The organism is Caballeronia sp. ATUFL_F1_KS39, from assembly GCF_023630985.1.
Classification (GTDB): Bacteria; Pseudomonadota; Gammaproteobacteria; order Burkholderiales; family Burkholderiaceae; genus Caballeronia; species Caballeronia zhejiangensis.
Genome location: NZ_JALQDZ010000035.1, coordinates 55,327 through 72,432, shown reverse-complemented (window position 1 = coordinate 72,432; position 17,106 = coordinate 55,327). Strand labels below are relative to the sequence as shown.

Below are 17,106 nucleotides of genomic sequence, written 5' to 3'. Positions count from 1 at the left end.
CGCGCCGCTCAGTGCGTGCCCGAGGCGCGCGCGTGCCATTCGTAGTCGAAGACGGTCGCCTGCACCGGCTCCGACAGGCTTTCGACGAAACCGATGACTTCCGGATCCTTGACGAAGCTCGCAGCCGAGCTCGCCGCGAGAATCGCCGAGCTGTCCTGCGGCCGCGCGACGAGGAAACCCTGCACATAGTCCACGCCGATCTCCTGCAGCGCGCGCAAGGTATCGATGTCCTCGACCCACTCCGCGACGCTGCGCATGCCGAGATTGCGCGCCAGCGCGACGATCGCCTCGACGATGGCGATATCGGCCGGATGCGCGCACATCGAGCGCACGAATTCGCCGTCGATCTTGAGCGCATCGGCGGATAGCGCCTTCAGATATTTGAACGACGTGTAGCCGGCGCCGAAGTCGTCGAGCGCGATCTTGCCGCCCATGTCGTGCACGCGCGCGATGAAACGCTGCGTGTTCTCCAGATCGTGCAGCGCGACGCTTTCCGTGATTTCGAGGCACAGGTAATGCACGATCGACTGATGCCGCGCGAAGAGCGCGAAGATATCCTCCATGAACTGCTCGTCGTTCAGCGAACCGCCTGAAAGATTCACGCAAATGAACTGCGTGTTGCCGAGCTGATGCCGATGCGCTTCGATCCAGTCCAGCAGCGTCGAGATGACCCAGCGATCGATCGCCGCAATGTTGCCCGATTCCTCCGCCGCGACGATCACCTTGCCCGCAGGCAGCGTTGCGCCATCGGGCGCGCGCATGCGCAGCAGCACTTCGAAGTTGAGCGATTCGGTCGGCTTGGTGAGCGACATGATCGGCTGCATCACGAGGAAAAGTCCCGGCGGCAGGCGATTGCGCCCGAGCGTCTCGACGAGCTTCAGTTCCTCCGCGCGCTCCTCGAACGCCGCCGCGCCCTTGCGGTACGTGACGAGATGCGTATGCGCGACCTTTTTCGCTTCCCGGCACGCGCGATCCGCGTGTGAGAGCGCGTCCTGCACGCGCACGCCCTGCGAGCATTCGACGAGACCGATCGACGCCTTCACCTGAAACGCGCGATTGCCGACCTGATACGGCGCATCCGACAAAATGGAGATGAGTTCGCGGCATTGCGCGATGGCGTCTTCGATCGACGTGTCGTGCATCACGCAGACGAATTCGTCGCCGCCGATGCGTCCGACCGGATAACTGCGCGCGAAGTGCGCGCGCGTGCGGGCCGCGACCTGGCGCAGCACTTCGTCGCCGCTGCGATGGCCGAAGAGATCATTGACGAGCTTGAAGCGGTCGAGATCGACATAGGCCAGTGCCCACGGCAGCGTCTCTTCGCTTTGCGCGGCAATCGCCTTCTCGACGCCGCGCCGGTTGAGCGAGCCCGTCAGCGAATCGTGCTCGGCGAGAAAGCGCAGGCGCTCGACGGCCTTCGACCGTTCGGTCGTGTCCTGCAGCGAGCCTTCGATCCAGCCGTTCGAGCGGATTGCCTTCAACAGATAGCGGCGCTCGGCGGTGCCGCGTTCGGGCGAGCCGCCCATTTCGAGTTCGCCGTCGCTGCCCTTCGACGCGAGCGCCTGCAGCGCGCCCCACGCGCCGGCTTCGAAGTAGTCGTTCCAGTGCCGCACCTTGTAGTCGGCCTTTTGCAGATCGAGCATCGCGCGCAACGCCGGATTGGCGCGCACGAAGTGACCGTCGGAATCGAGCGTGAAGAGGCCGATCGGCGTGACTTCGTAGGTGTTGCGCAGTTCCATCTGCGCCTGGCGGCGGAAATCGCGTTCCGCGCGCATCTGCTCGGCGATCGCGAACGCCGCCATCATGCTCGACGACAGCGCGGCCATCACCGTATTGACGCCGCCGACGAGCACCTTCAGCCCGAAGGCCGCGCCGAGCACTTCCGAGAACGTGGAGAAAAGCACGATCGCGAGCGACGCGACATACCACAGCACGGTGCGCGAACGCGCCATCCACACGAGCCGCGCGAGGAAGAACAACAGCACGCATATGCCGAAACCCGCGATGACCCAGAGCGTCGGAATGAAAAGCTCGTACGGCAACGCGATCGCGGCGGCGAGCAGCACAATGCCGACGTACTGAATGACGCGCAGCAGCCAGCGATAACCGACCACGCGCAACTCGCGCCGGAAAAGCTGTTGAAAGAGCGCGGCCGTCAACAGGTAATAGGCCGCGAAGGTGATTTGCCGCAATGGCTGAATGTATTCGGTCGGCAATACGCGGCCGAGCCATTGCATGTCCCAGCCCATCGCATTTGCGCAGAGGCGCAGATTGCCGACGAGCCATACCGCGAAAATCACATACGTCCATTCGTGATTGATGAGCGCCGTCACGAAGACGAATACCGCGAGCGTCAGCAAACCGCCGGCGATCAATCCGGAGCTTTCCTGAAAATCGAGCGCCGAATTACGGAGGCCTTGCCATTCCCATGTAAATGCGTTGATTTGCGCGGGTCCGGAAAATGTGCCCCGGCAGAGAATGTTTTCCGGTTCTTTCAATCGCCCGACGTGAATCGAGAAACCGGCTTTAACCGCGCGCATCTGGCCGCTGACGGATTCGCGGCTCGCCTCGCCGAGCGGCGCAAGCGTGTCCGCGTTCCAGCAGGCAAGCGTTTGCGCGTGACGCGACGGCAATTCGACGACCGTCGATGAATGCGCGCTCATGCTTGGCGTGGTGAAACTGAACCAGACCGGCTTTTCCGAAAGACGCGTGCTGTAGCGCGATACCGGCGTGACGCCTCGAAGCGCCACGAGCGCGTCGCCGGGATTCATGATCGCGGCTTTATCGGCGACGACGCGCAGTTGGAGCGGAACCGCGCCGCGCGTTTCGTATTGACGCGGAAGGAAATAGAGCGTGGCGATCGTACCGAGCAAAATCAGAAAAGGCACGGCGTAAACGGCGACCGCGTACAGCGCGTCGTCGATCCACGAGCCCGTGCGTCTGAATCTCGATAAGGAAGCTGGAATAACCGACGCCATTCTTGGAAAAACCCCCGTTTGCGCCCAGCGCGAAATGCGCCGGCGCAGACAGCGGCGGAGGCCGAAGCCCCGCGCGCCGCCGCTTTTGGCCAACCGGACCGCTCTTGGTCCGGTTATTCGCTATTACCGTCCTAAATACGATCGTCCGTTTCTTTTACCTGCCGTAAGCCATCAACGGAGCGTCTGGGCATCGTACCGGTTCCCAGTCAAAAGATAAATCTACAGAATGCAAATCGATGTCCGGGTGATGCGTGTTCACCATGTAATTGAAGAGCGGATGACGGGCTTCTTCCCAGCGCTGGCGCGCCGCTGCGACGTCCTTCGCGAGCACGCGATGCGGCAGCCCGCCGACATGCGACATCGGCAGGAATTCATTGACGCCGAAAACATCCTTGAAGAGCATCGCCTCATACTCCCGATCCAGCGGCGTGCGCGCCGTGATCACCATGTAGTCGATCCCGTGCAGTTCGCAGAACATCCAGAGCGCCTTGCACAGCGCCACTTTCACCACCCGCCCCACCATGCCGCCCGCGACGCCGAGACGCGTCGCTTCCGCGAGGCGGCTCGTCGCCAGATGATCCGGCAGACGCACCGACTGCTCGACGGCGAGCGGGCCGTACGCATTGGTCTGAATACGCATCGTCCCGAGCGGTGCGCCGTCGAGTTTCGATTCCGCGAGAAGCACCGCCGTGCCGCGATCGCGGTCCGACGGCTCGATCGTCATCTTTTCGGCGAATTCGGGCAGATGCCGCCCGTAGGCCGAACGTCTGATGCTCACGGCTTTCTGCAGTCCGCCATCGTCTTCGACGATACGGATAGTAAACGGCATGCGCTCCGTTTTCTGAAGCGCGGGGACGACCGTGAGAGTCGGGCGTACCGCCGATTCGGTCTGGTTAGCGGCGGCATTGTTGGCAAGGTTCAGACGTTCCATTTGTAAACCCCATTTTTTCTTGGCGATTGGAAAGGTGCCGCGTGTTGAGGACGTTTATTGGAGGGTTCCTTACACGGGCGGGTCGAGCCTCTCACGAAGTCGAAAAAGGGGGTGCGCGCTTGCCGCTGTTTCTCAGCAACTTTTGGGCTAATTCAGTGGAAGAAAGCTTCTAATCGGCGAGAAAGCCAATCGTCGGCCGCAGCCGCAAACCGAAATATGCATATGCCAGGAAGGTATATGCGCGCCCGATGAGGGTGAAAGAACGAGGGTAAGCAGCCACCGGCCGACGCGAGAGGCATTCAGGAGAATAGCGTTCGGCGAACAGTCGCGGAGCATCGCGTAAACGCTGGAAAACATTTAATAAAAGGGGTTCGGTAACGTTTGCTTACATTTTTCTTCGCAGATTCTGCGAAACCAAAAAAATGCAAAGTTTGGGATTGCCGAAAGGCGGTCGGGGAGGACGAAAAAAAGCGGGCGTCCTTCCGAAAGGACGCCCGCTGTATCACGACATAATCGTGTCGGCAGTATGAAACGCGTTGAAGCGAATTAGAAAATCAGTCCTCTTCGTCTAGCCAGGGGATATCCACGTCGGTAATGAAAGCGACCATCGCGAGCGGACGGCCTTCCTGCCGCCCGATATTGCCGTCGGCGCGTTGCCACTCGCAGCGGAAAATCGTCGCGGGCGTGTCGGCGAGCAGCGTGATGGTGCGGATTTCGTCCGGATCGTTATCCTCGACCGGACCGTCGAGCGACACGAGCAATTGCTGCGGCCAGACGCCGTCGGCCGGATCGTAGATCTTGTCGCCGTCGTGGATGACGACGTGCGCCTCGACGCCGATCGTCGCCGACGCCTCGACGATCATCTTGCCGAGCGCGCGCAGCACCGCGGTGGCGCGGCCCGAGTTGGCCTGGCGGATCGCGAGATCGCCGCGCGTCAGCGCCTGCTCGAGTTTGGGGTTGGTTTTCTGTTGCGCCATCTATCTCTCTCAAGGGGTTCGTTGCGACTTTCGACGGGCACGGCCCGGCTTAAGTTGCACGCGGATCGTAGCATCGCACCAACAAAGATAGGTCGCGCGGGCGTCGGCGGCAAACCGGAGACGACAAAGCCCGCTCGACGCATGGACGGATCGCGCTCAAGTTTGCACGCGACCAGCCGATATTGCGCTCATCCCCACCGAAACGCGTGACTGCCGTGCCGTTCATCGACCTGACTGCTCCTTTGTGCGTTCGTCCGCCGGCGCTCGCTTCCCGCATGCCGTCTCCGGGCACCGCCGTGCGGCCGCCGCGACAGCGTCCCTGAACGTGCTGACCGGACATACGGAGATCGTCGACGGCATCACGCTGCGCACGCATCTGCAACCGATCTACAGCCTGCCGCACCAGCGCGAGGTGGGCTACGAGGCGCTGTTGCGCGGCGAAGCCGAAGACCGCGCGCTAGTCGGACCGTTCGATCTCTTCGCGCGCGCGATCGTCGCGGGCAAGCTGACCGAGCTCGACCGCATGAGCCATCTCACGCATCTGCGCAACGCGGCGCCGATGCTGCCCGCCGCGCACTGGCTCTTCGTCAACATCAATCCGGCGACCTTCACCGATCCCGGCTATGCCGCGCGGCTCGCGGCGGCAACGCGCGCATCCGGTCTCGCGCCCGAGCAACTGGTGATCGAAGTGCTCGAATCCGGCGGCACGGACGTCGCGGAAATCGCGCGCGCGACGCGTTCCTTTCGCGCGCAAGGCTTTCTCGTCGCGGTCGACGATTTCGGTGCGGGGCATTCCAACATCGACCGGCTGCTGACGCTGCGGCCGGACATCGTCAAGCTCGATCGCAGTCTCGTGCGGGCGAAAAGCGCTCACATGCGCGACGCGTTGCTGCCGAAGCTCGTCGATCTGCTGCACGAGTCGGGCATGTTCGTGGTCGCCGAAGGCATCGAGACGCACAAGGATCTGATGCTGGCGGCGCGCTCGAACGTCGATTTCGTCCAGGGCTATCTGCTCGGCATGCCGTCGGTGCGGCTCGCCGAGCGCGGCGCGGTCACGCCGCTTTTCGAAGACGTGTTCGACACGCTCGCGCAGATGCGCCGCACCGAGCGCCTCGCGGGCGATCTGCTTCTGCTGCCCTATCGCGCGGGACTCACGCAGGCGGCGCGGCGTTTCGCGTCGGGCGCGACGGCCGAAGCCTCTTGCGCCGACCTGCTCGCGCAGCCGTGCACGCTGAGTTGCTTTTTCCTCGATCAGGGCGGCCGCGAGTTCATGCCCGGCCTGGCGGGCGCCGCCGCGAGATCGCCGACCGCGCGGTTCGCGCCGATCGCCGATCCGTCGACGGGCCGCTGGGACAATCGTCCGTATTTCGTCGATGCGCACGCGAAGCCGCAGCAGGTCGTCGCGAGCACGCCGTATCTCTCGGTGACGGGCACGTCGCTATGTGTGACGCTGACGATCGCGACGCAGCGCAACGCCAAACCGGTCGTGATCGGCGTCGATCTCGACTGGCGTCGCCTGAGCGAAGCGGCGCCCGCGATTCTCTGACTGTTCAGCGTCTCAGGCGGTCGCGCGCTTCGTCCGCGCGAATCGCATCGGCGAGCGCCGCCGCGCCCGCGCGCAGCGCCGCGACATTGCCGGGCTCGAAAGTCCAGTGTCCCGCCGCATTCACGACGGTCAGTTCCGCGCCCGGCCAGTGAGCCGCGAGGTCGAGCGCCTGATCGGCCGGACACACCATGTCGAAGCGGCCATGCACGATCCGGCAAGGCAGATGCGCAATCCGCGCGATGAGCGGCAAGAGCGGGATCGGCGGCAGCTCGTTCGCCATGTAGTGCCGTTCGAGCAACGCCATCGAGATCGCCGCCGCGTTCGCTTCCGCGCTCGGACGTTTCTCTTCCTCGGCCGGTTCCTTCTCGGGCTTGTTGACGACGGAAAGCGTCGTCTCGTACTGCGTCCACGCGCGCGCGAGCCGCGTGCCGGCTTCGTCGAAGCGCGCGAGCGGCGCTTCGGTCATCCGCAAAATGTCCTGCCCGTTCGCGGGACGCTGGCCGCACGCCGCCTCGATGGCATCGAGGAACGCGCGATGCGCTTCCGGAAACACGCGCCGCACGTCCCATAGAAACCAGTCGATGTCCTCGCGCCGCGCGAGAAAGATGCCGCGCAGCAGAAAGCCCGTGCAGCGCTCGGGATGCGCGACGCCATACGCGAGCCCGAGCGTCGTGCCCCACGAGCCGCCGAAAATCGCCCATTGCTCGATCTGTAACGCGACGCGCAGCTTTTCCATATCGCCGACGAGCGCATCGATGCCGTTCGCTTCCAGCTTGCCGAACGGCGTGGACTTGCCGCAGCCGCGCTGATCGAAGAACACGACGCGCCATTTGTCCTGCTCCAGCACCTCGGCCCATTTGACGTTCATCGCGCCGCCGGGGCCGCCGTGCACGACGAGCATCACCGGCGCGTCGCGCGGGCCCTGCGCGCGCCAGTAGATCGAATGACCGTCGCCCACGTCGAGCATGCCTTCGTCGAACTGCACCGGCGTCTGATTTTCCATTGCGCTGTTTCCTTGCTGTGTGTTTCGTCGGGGTCCATTGTTGCATCGCTTCGATGACGCCGCATGACGCGAAACGCCGATCCAAGGCGTTTCACCCGATACGCTATGCTTGCGGATTCCCGCCGTTCATCCCACTGTCATTCACGAATCCCGATGCGACGCACCCTCGTCAAGTGGCTTTTTGCAACCTATCTGCTGGGCAGCGGCATCGTCTGGTCGATTCTGATCCTGCCGCTCTTTCCGTTCGTCGGCCGCAACGGACGTTACCGGCTCGCGAAGCTCTGGTGCCGCGCGATGGTCGTGATGATGCGCGTCATCACCGGCGTGACGTGCTCGATCGAAGGTCTGGAGCATCTGCCCGACGGGCCGTGCATCATCCTGTCGCGTCACGAATCGACGTGGGAAACGCTTTCGTTCATGGCGCTCTTTCCGCGACGCATCAGCTTCGTGTTCAAGCACGAACTCATGAACATTCCGTTTTTCGGCTGGGTGCTGCGCGGGCTCGACATGGTGAGCCTCGACCGCGGCTCGATCCGTCAGGCGCATACGGCCGTGACGCGCGAATGCGCCGCGCGGCTGAAAAAGGGCGATTCCGTCGTGATCTTTCCGGAAGGCACGCGCGTCGCGCACGATGCGCCGCTCAAGCTGGCGTCGGGCGGCGTGCGTCTCGCGTGCGCGACGAAGGTGCCGGTCGTACCTGTCGTCCACGACGCGGGCAAGGTCTGGCCGGCGAAAGGGTGGCCGGATCGCGGCGGGCATATCCGCGTGATCGTCACGCCCTGCCTGCCGCTCGACTGCCAGATTCCGCAGGAATTGAACCGCCTCGCGCAGTCGCAAATGGACGATGCGCTCGCCGTGTTGCGCTAGACGGCGCTCAATACGGCGGACGTTTCTTTGCGGCGCACAAGCGGTTCACCGCGGCGATCAGCGTCCCCACGTCGACGGGCTTGCGCAAATAGCCGTCGTAGCTGACGAACGCCGGCGGGTTCGGATGCCCCGAAATCATCAGGAAAGGAATGTGCGCGAGCGACGCGTCGTTCTTCATCGTCTGGCAGAGCAGCGCGCCGCCCAAGCCCGGCATCATCCAGTCCGATACGACGATGTCCACGCTCTGTTCGCCGAGTATCGATAACGCCTTGTTGCCGTCGAACGCGCATAAGACATTGCAATCCTCGCCTTGCATAGAGAGGGTCCAGGCTTCGATGGTGGCGGGGTCGTCGTCGACGAGCAGTACAGTCTTCATCTTGCGAACTTGTTCGAGTGCGGCGCGTTTGTGCGGCGGGAGGTGCAGGACAAAGGCTGCCGGCAACATCGGTAGTGACTGCCGCCAAGGCCGATGGTTGCCGTCACCGCTTATCTGCAGCTTTTTGTCATAGTATTTCTTTCGCGCCAAATCTGCGCGGTAAATGCTGCTTCAGCAACTTGCGCGCCGCCCGGCGTCGGCGGTCATTTGCTCCCGGCGCGCGAGCGGCCGGCGTCGCGCAGTGCGTCGACGAGCGCCTCTTCCACCGGCGTGCGCGCGGCGTCGTTGCGGCGGATCAGGCCGATGGGCTCGTCGGTGCCCGCGAAGGGCATGGGCAGCGCGGCGAGCAGTCCGAGGCCGATGTCCTGCTCGACCGCGCCGGCCGGCACGAACCACACGGCGTCGTTGTTCATCGCGAGCGCGCGCCCAAGCGACACCGACAACGTTTCGACGAGCGCCGTCAGCGCGTGCGCGCCGAACGCGGTCAGCACGCTTTCCGCCGATTGACGGATCAGCGTGCCGAAAGGCGGCACGACGATCACGAAGCGCGCGAGCAGCGCGGGCGTGAGCGGCGTTTCGAGCGTCAGCGGATGCTCGCGGCGCACGACCACCGCGAGCGGCTCGCGATAAATCTGCTCGAAGGACAGCCCGTGCATCGCTTCCGGCTCGGACAAGCGTCCGACGACGAGATCGACGTCGCCCGCCTTCAGCTTTTCCAGCAAGAGCGCGTTGGAATCGGTCCAGACGGACAGCGACACCGCCGGCCACTGCTGCCGGAACGATGTCAGCGCGGGCGAAAGCAGCACCGGCGCGACCGTCGGCAGAACGCCTATCGAAATGGATCCCGGCACGTCGCCACGTTCCCGCAGAAGCATGTCGACGCCCTCGCGCAGCGACGCCACGCACGCGCTCGCGTGCGGCGCGAAGAGCCGGCCCTCGCGCGTAGGCACCGCGCCGCGCCGCCCACGCTCGAACAGCCGCACGCCTAGAATGGATTCGAGCTCGCCAATCGTTTTGGAAACGGCGGGCTGCGTGATCGACAGACTATCGGCGGCGCGCTGCACGCTGCCGAGTTGCGTGACGGCCAGAAAACACTGGAGATGCCGGAACTTGACGCGGGTGTTGGTGAAATCGGTATCCATGACGATCCGTTATGCAAGATGGCACGAAACATCATTTTCCATAACTTGTGTCGTTCTATAAAGTAGCCGTCAGAAACATCCTATTCAACTTCCACAAATACAGGAGACAGTCGACATGACCTCCCCCATCCTCACACCGCGTGACTGGGAATCCCATCCCGCGTATCTGTCGCCGGGTTACCGGTCGTCGGTCCTGCGCAGCCCCGGTTTGCCGCTCATTCCGCTGAAGGAAAATCTGCGCAACCGCCGCGTGCCGGTCTACGGTGCTGAAGACTTGGGCGTGCTCGACAACGACCTCACCCGTAACGCCGCGAAAAACGGCGAACCGCTCGGCGAGCGGATCATCGTGACGGGCCGTGTGCTCGACGAAGGCGGCCGTCCGGTGCGCAACACGCTCGTGGAAGTGTGGCAGGCGAACGCCGCCGGCCGCTACGTGCACAAGGCGGACCAGCACGATGCGCCGCTCGATCCGAATTTCCTCGGCGCGGGCCGCTGCCTGACCGACGACGAAGGCCGCTATCGCTTCATGACGATCAAGCCGGGCGCGTATCCGTGGGGCAACCACCCGAACGCGTGGCGTCCGCAGCACATCCACTTCTCGCTCTTCGGCGAATATTTCGGCTCGCGCCTCGTCACGCAGATGTATTTCCCCGGCGATCCGCTGCTCGATCTCGATCCGATCTACCAAGGCATTCCCGAGCACGCTCGCAAGCGTCTGGTTTCGGCCTTTTCGATCGACACGACGCAGGAAAACTACGCGCTTGGCTACGAATTCGACATCGTGCTGCGCGGCCCGGACCAAACGCCGACGGAGTAACCGAACATGACCACGCTGAAACAGACCCCTTCGCAGACCGTCGGACCGTACTTCGCTTACGGCCTCGTTCCCGAGCAGTACAACTTCGATCTGAAGAGCCTCTTCACCGCATCGGCGGCGGATCGTGAAGTGCCGGGCGAGCATATCGCCGTCGTCGGCAACGTGTTCGACGCGGAAGGCAAGCCCGTCAACGACGCGCTGATCGAAATCGCCCAAGCCGATGCGAACGGCCGCTACGTGCAGAGCGCGCAGGAAGCGCGGGAGTCGGGCTTTCGCGGTTTCGCGCGCTGCGGCACGGGCACGGATCCGAAGCTGCGCTTCATCTTCGATACGGTGAAGCCGGGCGCAACCGCCGACGATTCCGCGCCGCACCTCGATGTCATCGTGCTGATGCGCGGCATGCTGCTGCACACCTACACGCGCATCTACTTCGAGGACGAAACCGAAGCCAACGCGAAGGACACCGTGCTGCAGAGCGTGCCGGCGGAGCGCCGTCATACGCTTGTCGCGAAGCGCGAAGCGGGCGCGTCGGCCAAGCCGGGTTCGTCGGGCACGATCTATCGCTTCGACATCCATCTGCGCGGCCCGAACGAGACGGTTTTCTTCGATCTGTAAAGTTTCTCGCAGCAGTCGTTTGAAACGAGGGCGTCCGGCACTGCGCTATAGTGTCGGACGCCTTTCGTTTTTCTCCGCACTCTTTCCATGTCCGACGCTCCCACGCCCAGCCCGCTCTACGTCAAGCTTCTCGCCGAAACCGCCCAGATCGGCTGGTCCGAGCTGGAGCGCTTTTTCGCGCAAGGCAAGCTCATCTGGGTGAAGGGCGATCTCGATCTCGTAAGCGTCGCGGAAGCCATCGCCAACGACGACAAGCAGCAGGTCACGCAATGGCTTTCGGCAGGACTCGTCGAACGCATGCAGGCCGAGACCGCCGCCGATGTCGCCGCGCGCGATCCGCAACTGTGGGCGGTGGTGCTGTCGCCGTGGGTGTGCGTCCAGGAACGCGGGTGAACGGATGCAGTCGCGCTGCCTCGCGACACCGCAGTAGGCGCTGAAGCGCTAACTGCGGTTGTCGACGTAATCCGTCCACAGCACGACGAGAATCGTCATCAGCGCCGGGCCGATGAAAAGGCCGATCAGCCCGAACGTCTCCGCGCCGCCGAGAATGCCGAACAGCACGAGCAGAAACGGCAGCCGCGCCGATCCGCCGATCAGCACCGGCCGCACGAAGTGCTCCGCCACGAACACCACGATCAGCCCGAACACGGCGACGCACGCCGCCGCGATGGTCGAGCCTTGCGCGAGCAGCCATAGCGCCGAGCCGAGAAAGACGATCGGCGCGCAGAACGGCAGCATCGCCGCGACGGCCGTCAGCATGCCCAGCAGCGTCGCATGCGGCACGCCCGTCACCGCATAGGCGACGCCGAGCAGCGCGCCCTCCCCCAAGCCGACGACCACGAGCCCCACGACCGTGCTGCGCACCGATTCGGCCATCCGGCGAACGATCGCGGCGCCATCCGGGCCGAACGCGCGGCGCGAACCCGCGAGCAGTTGCTCGCCGAGCTTCGAACCCGCGAGAAACACGAAGAAGAGCGTCATCAGCATGAAGCCGAAGATGACGAAACCATGCACGACGCGCCCGCCGAAGTGCCGCGTCATCGCGACGACCGTCGCGCTATGCAGGTTCTTCACTGCGGGCGATGCTTCGAGCGGCGTCGCGAGATTCTCCTGCCACCAGCGCGCGACTTGTTGCGAACCCATCGGCAGATGCTCGATGAACGCGGGCATCGGAAGGCCGGTGCGCAGCACTTCGTGGAACCAGTGGAGCATGTCGCGCGCTTCGCTCACCGTCTGCGCCGCGACGATGAAAAACGGCACGACGAAAAGCAGGCCGATGGCCGCGGTCAGCCCGACAGCAAGCACGTTGTGATGCCGTCTGAACATGGGCCGGCGTTCGAGCCAGCCGAAAGCCGGCCACAGCGCAATCGCGATCACGCTCGCCCAGACGACCGCCGGAATGAAGGTACGCGCCGTATAGAGCGCGACCAGAACGAGCACGGCATAGAGCGCGGCGGAAGCGGTGCGCTGCATCTTTCGCGTGCGCTCGGATGAGTCCGGGGTCGGGTCGTTGCGCGGCTGGATCGGCATGGATGATGAGGCTCTGTTCGTGAGATCGATGACCGGCGAAACATGAAAGCTCGCCAGCATTGTAATCACGCACGAATCATTCCACTCGATGCGCGCAGTCAGGCAACGTTATTTACAGAAGGCACCTTTCGCGCTCCCTATAATCGAGATTCGATTTCGATGCAGGACTATGCAATGAAGGCAATGGCTTCGCGCGCAACGGTGGGCGCATGTGTGTCGCTCGCGCTGCTCGCCGGATGTTCAAGCGGGCTCAATCGGTCGAAGGAAGACCGGTTGAACGCGCAATACGGCATCACGATGTTGCCGGTCAAGGGAGGCGTGGAGATGCGCTTGCCGAACACGCCGCTCTTCGATACCGATGAATCGACGCTTCGCCGCAGCGATTCGCCGATGCTCGATCGCGCGGCGCAAGTGTTGAAGCGCAGCATGCGGCCCGTGCTGATCGAAGGCCATACCGACAACGAAGGCTCGCTCGCCTATAACCGCGCACTGTCGGCGGCGCGCGCCGATGCCGTCGCGCAGGCGTTGATCGCGCGCGGCGTGCCCGCCGAACGCATCACGACGAAGGGCATGGCGTATCTGCGGCCCATCGCGACGAACGACACCCGTGAAGGGCGCGCACTGAATCGCCGCGTGGAAATTCTCGTGCGCGCCGAGAGCGAAGAGACGCTGCTCGGCGCGCCCGCCAAGGTCAAGCGCTAGCGGCCTGCTCGACTTCCAGCACGAGCAATTGCGAGCCGTCGGCGACCTGATCGCCGACCTCGAACAGAATCTCGCCGATCTTGCCCGTCGCCGGAGCCACGATCGTGTGCTCCATCTTCATCGCTTCCATCACCATCAGCGGCGCGCCCTTCGTCACGGATGCGCCCGTTTCCACGAGCACCGCGATCACCTTGCCGGGCATCGGCGCGGTGAGACGGCCTTCGTGCTCGGCATCGCCCGCGTGCGCCATCAGGTTCTGCCATTCGAACTGGAACGCCGCGCCTTCGTGGAAGACGTGGAAGACGTCGCCGTCGGTGAAGACGTGGCCTTTGATCAGCGCATCGTCGAGTTGCACCGCGAACGATGTCTCGCCGCTATGCGACCAGTCGAAGCGCGCGCTGGCATCGTCGAGACGCAGGCGCATCTCGCCGTTCTTCGTGAACACGACCTTGAGCGTTTCGTCGGTATCGAGCGCGCGCCAGTTCAAATCCTGGCTGTAGCCGCCCGCCATGCGCCAGTGCGACAGCGCATCCCACGGCGAATGTCCGTGCGCCTCGCCGCCCTCGCGCGTGAGCAGCGCGGCGCATGCGAGCGCGAGCCCCTTCTTGCGCGAGACGTGCGTCGGCGCGAAGAGCGCATCGTGATGACGCTCGATCAGGCCCGTATCGAGATCAGCCGACGCGAACGGCTCGCTCTTCACGATGCGCTGCAGGAACTCGACGTTCGTCGACAAGCCGACGATCTCGCATTCCGCCAGCGCGCGCGCCATGCGGGCGAGCGCGTCGCGACGGTCGCGCCCATGCACGATCAGCTTCGCGATCATCGGATCGTAGAACGGCGTGATGGCATCGCCCTGACGCACGCCGCTATCGACGCGCACGTCGCCATCGATCGAAAACTCAACCGCGTGCGGCATGCGCACGTGCTTGAGCGTGCCCGTCGACGGCAGAAAGCCGCGCGACGGATTCTCCGCGTAGATGCGCGCCTCGATCGCGTGGCCATGCACCTTCAGCTCGTTTTGCTTCAACGGCAGCGGCTCGCCCGCCGCCACGCGCAGTTGCCACTCGACGAGATCGAGGCCCGTGACCATCTCTGTCACCGGATGCTCGACCTGCAGGCGCGTGTTCATCTCCATGAAGTAGAACTGGCCGTCCTGCGTCATGATGAATTCGACCGTGCCCGCGCCGACGTAATTCACGGCGCGCGCCGCCGCGACCGCAGCCTCGCCCATCGCGCGACGGGTTTCGTCGTTGAGGCCGGGCGCGGGCGCTTCTTCCAATACTTTCTGATGGCGACGCTGCACGGAGCAATCGCGATCGAAGAGATAGACCGCGTTGCCGTGCTTGTCCGCGAAAACCTGCACTTCGACGTGACGGGGACGCAGCAGATACTTCTCGATCAACACGCGATCGTTGCCGAAGCTCGACGCCGCCTCGCGCTTGCACGACGCGAGCGCCGCCGCGAAATCCTCGCTTCTCTCGACGACGCGCATGCCCTTGCCGCCGCCGCCCGCGCTCGCTTTCAGCAGCACCGGATAACCGATGCGATCCGCTTCGCGCTGAAGCAGCGACGGATCCTGATCGTCGCCGTGATAGCCGGGCACGAGCGGCACCGATGCGGATTGCATCAGCGCTTTCGCGGCGGCTTTCGAACCCATCGCGCTGATCGCCTCGACGGGCGGTCCGATGAACACGAGTCCAGCTTTTTCGCACGCGTTCGCGAATGCTTCGTTTTCCGAAAGAAATCCGTAGCCCGGATGAATTGCTTGCGCGCCGGTTTTCTTCGCTGCATCGACGATGCGCTCGATGCGCAGATAACTCTCCGACGCCGCCGATCCGCCGACATGCACCGCTTCATCGCAGACATCGACGTGTTTCGCTTTGGCATCGGCGTCCGAATACACCGCGACGCTGCCGACGTTCAGGCGCTTCGCCGTCGCCGCGACGCGGCATGCGATCTCGCCGCGGTTCGCTATGAGTATTTTGTTGAACATGGCGTTACATCCCGAGGTCACATGCGGAACACGCCGAAGCGTGTTTCTTCGATAGGTGCGTTCATCGTCGCGGCCAATCCGAGGCCCAGAACGTCGCGGGTCTGCGCGGGATCGATCACGCCGTCGTCCCACAGACGCGCGCTCGCGTAATACGGATGCCCTTGCACTTCGTATTGATCGCGGATCGGCGCCTTGAACGCTTCCTCGTCCTCCTTCGACCACGTGCCGCCCTTCTTCTCGATGCCGTCGCGCCGCACCGTCGCGAGCACGGACGCGGCCTGCTCGCCGCCCATCACCGAGATGCGCGCGTTCGGCCACACCCACAGAAAGCGCGGCGAATACGCGCGGCCGCACATGCCGTAATTGCCCGCGCCGAACGAGCCGCCGATGATCACCGTGAACTTCGGCACCTTGGCGGTCGCGACCGCCGTCACCATCTTGGCGCCGTTGCGCGCGATGCCTTCGTTCTCGTACTTGCGGCCGACCATGAAGCCCGTGATGTTCTGCAGGAACACGAGGGGAATCTTGCGTTGCGCGCACAGTTCGATGAAATGCGCGCCCTTCAAGGCGGATTCGCTGAAGAGAATGCCATTGTTCGCGACGATGCCGACCGGATGCCCCCAGATATGCGCGAAACCGCAGACGAGCGTCGTGCCGTAGCGCGCCTTGAATTCGTCGAAAGCGGAATCGTCGACGATGCGCGCGATCACTTCGCGCACGTCGAAAGGCTTGCGCGTATCGACGGGAATCACGCCGTAGACGCTTTGCGGGTCATAGCGCGGCGGCAGCGGTTCTTTCAATGCGAGCGTCGGCGTCTTCACGCGATTCAGATTGCCGACGATGCTGCGCGCGATGCCGAGCGCATGCGCGTCGTTCTGCGCGAGATGATCGGCGACGCCGGACAGACGCGTATGGACATCGCCGCCGCCGAGATCTTCGGCGCTGACTTCTTCGCCCGTCGCGGCTTTCACCAACGGCGGACCGCCGAGAAAGATCGTGCCTTGATTCTTGACGATGATCGATTCATCGCTCATCGCGGGCACGTACGCGCCGCCCGCCGTGCACGAGCCCATCACCACGGCGATCTGCGCGATGCCTTGCGCCGACATGTTCGCCTGGTTGTAGAAGATGCGGCCGAAGTGATCGCGATCGGGAAACACGTCGTCCTGATTCGGCAGATTCGCGCCGCCCGAATCGACGAGATACACGCACGGCAGGCGGTTCTGCTCCGCTATTTCCTGCGCGCGCAAATGCTTCTTCACGGTGACGGGATAGTACGTGCCGCCCTTGACCGTCGCGTCGTTGCACACGACGACGCACTCCTGCCCCGCAATGCGCCCGATGCCGGTGATGATGCCCGCGCCGGGCGCGTCATCGTTGTACATACCGTACGCCGCGAGCTGCGACAGTTCGAGAAACGGCGTGCCCGGATCGAGCAGTTGCGCGATGCGATCGCGCGGCAGCAGCTTGTTGCGCGATACGTGCTTGTCGCGCGCGGCCGCGCCGCCGCCTTCCGCGATCTTCGCGATCTTCTCTTTGAGGTCCGCGACGAGCGCTTCGAGCGCCGCCGCGTTCGTGCGGAATTCCTCGCCGCGCGGATTCAGTTTCGATTCGATGATCGTCATGACG

General features: G+C 64.0%; 15 protein-coding genes. 6 read left to right on the top strand and 9 right to left on the bottom strand.

Annotation, left to right across the window (positions count from 1 at the left end; translation table 11 throughout):
- Positions 1-8: 8 nt before the first annotated feature.
- The 3 genes from NCR93_RS15420 to NCR93_RS15410 form a co-directional block, all read right to left on the bottom strand.
- The gene (locus tag NCR93_RS15420) at positions 9-2,978 is read right to left on the bottom strand and encodes a putative bifunctional diguanylate cyclase/phosphodiesterase (RefSeq protein ID WP_008353755.1); all 2,970 of its coding nucleotides are present in this window, start codon (positions 2,976-2,978) and stop codon (positions 9-11) included.
- Between the two features lie 154 nt (positions 2,979-3,132).
- Positions 3,133-3,909, bottom strand: coding sequence for an N-acyl amino acid synthase FeeM domain-containing protein (locus NCR93_RS15415; protein ID WP_175979147.1), 777 nt, complete (start codon positions 3,907-3,909; stop codon positions 3,133-3,135).
- Between the two features lie 554 nt (positions 3,910-4,463).
- A complete protein-coding gene (locus NCR93_RS15410; protein WP_008353757.1) occupies positions 4,464-4,886 on the bottom strand; it encodes a hypothetical protein in 423 nt (140 codons plus the stop codon).
- A gap of 325 nt (positions 4,887-5,211) precedes the next feature.
- Between NCR93_RS15410 and NCR93_RS15405 the strand changes: the two genes are divergently transcribed.
- Entirely contained in the window at positions 5,212-6,432 is a 1,221-nt protein-coding gene (locus NCR93_RS15405) for an EAL domain-containing protein (RefSeq protein ID WP_144403698.1), read from the top strand.
- A gap of 4 nt (positions 6,433-6,436) precedes the next feature.
- Here the strand turns inward: NCR93_RS15405 and pip are convergent, their stop codons facing one another.
- The gene (gene pip, locus NCR93_RS15400; protein WP_175979146.1) at positions 6,437-7,435 is read right to left on the bottom strand and encodes a prolyl aminopeptidase; all 999 of its coding nucleotides are present in this window, start codon (positions 7,433-7,435) and stop codon (positions 6,437-6,439) included.
- 153 nt (positions 7,436-7,588) lie between these two features.
- Between pip and NCR93_RS15395 the strand changes: the two genes are divergently transcribed.
- Entirely contained in the window at positions 7,589-8,302 is a 714-nt protein-coding gene (locus NCR93_RS15395) for a lysophospholipid acyltransferase family protein (RefSeq protein WP_008353761.1), read from the top strand.
- 7 nt (positions 8,303-8,309) lie between these two features.
- Here the strand turns inward: NCR93_RS15395 and NCR93_RS15390 are convergent, their stop codons facing one another.
- Positions 8,310-8,828, bottom strand: a complete 519-nt coding sequence (locus NCR93_RS15390) for a response regulator transcription factor (RefSeq protein WP_235366236.1) — start codon at positions 8,826-8,828, stop codon at positions 8,310-8,312.
- A gap of 53 nt (positions 8,829-8,881) precedes the next feature.
- A complete protein-coding gene (gene pcaQ, locus NCR93_RS15385; RefSeq protein WP_034471860.1) occupies positions 8,882-9,820 on the bottom strand; it encodes a pca operon transcription factor PcaQ in 939 nt (312 codons plus the stop codon).
- A gap of 115 nt (positions 9,821-9,935) precedes the next feature.
- Between pcaQ and pcaH the strand changes: the two genes are divergently transcribed.
- From pcaH to NCR93_RS15370, 3 genes are all read left to right on the top strand, one after another.
- The gene (pcaH, locus tag NCR93_RS15380) at positions 9,936-10,637 is read left to right on the top strand and encodes a protocatechuate 3,4-dioxygenase subunit beta (RefSeq protein ID WP_033536333.1); all 702 of its coding nucleotides are present in this window, start codon (positions 9,936-9,938) and stop codon (positions 10,635-10,637) included.
- Between the two features lie 6 nt (positions 10,638-10,643).
- Positions 10,644-11,252 carry a protocatechuate 3,4-dioxygenase subunit alpha gene (gene pcaG, locus NCR93_RS15375; protein WP_008353765.1) on the top strand — a complete coding sequence of 203 codons (609 nt, stop codon included), beginning with the start codon at positions 10,644-10,646 and terminating at the stop codon, positions 11,250-11,252.
- 87 nt (positions 11,253-11,339) lie between these two features.
- Positions 11,340-11,645, top strand: a complete 306-nt coding sequence (locus tag NCR93_RS15370) for a DUF2288 domain-containing protein (RefSeq protein ID WP_008353766.1) — start codon at positions 11,340-11,342, stop codon at positions 11,643-11,645.
- A gap of 48 nt (positions 11,646-11,693) precedes the next feature.
- Here NCR93_RS15370 and NCR93_RS15365 read toward each other — a convergent pair whose 3' ends face one another.
- Positions 11,694-12,782, bottom strand: a complete 1,089-nt coding sequence (locus NCR93_RS15365; RefSeq protein WP_033536337.1) for an AI-2E family transporter — start codon at positions 12,780-12,782, stop codon at positions 11,694-11,696.
- Between the two features lie 174 nt (positions 12,783-12,956).
- Between NCR93_RS15365 and NCR93_RS15360 the strand changes: the two genes are divergently transcribed.
- Positions 12,957-13,484, top strand: a complete 528-nt coding sequence (locus NCR93_RS15360) for an OmpA family protein (RefSeq protein ID WP_167561848.1) — start codon at positions 12,957-12,959, stop codon at positions 13,482-13,484.
- Here the strand turns inward: NCR93_RS15360 and NCR93_RS15355 are convergent.
- Complete coding sequence (locus NCR93_RS15355; protein WP_175979145.1) at positions 13,474-15,477, bottom strand: acetyl/propionyl/methylcrotonyl-CoA carboxylase subunit alpha; 2,004 nt, start codon at positions 15,475-15,477, stop codon at positions 13,474-13,476. The two genes, NCR93_RS15360 and NCR93_RS15355, sit on opposite strands and share 11 nt — an antisense overlap.
- A 17-nt stretch (positions 15,478-15,494) precedes the next feature.
- Positions 15,495-17,102, bottom strand: coding sequence for a carboxyl transferase domain-containing protein (locus NCR93_RS15350; protein ID WP_250532258.1), 1,608 nt, complete (start codon positions 17,100-17,102; stop codon positions 15,495-15,497).
- Positions 17,103-17,106: the final 4 nt, after the last annotated feature.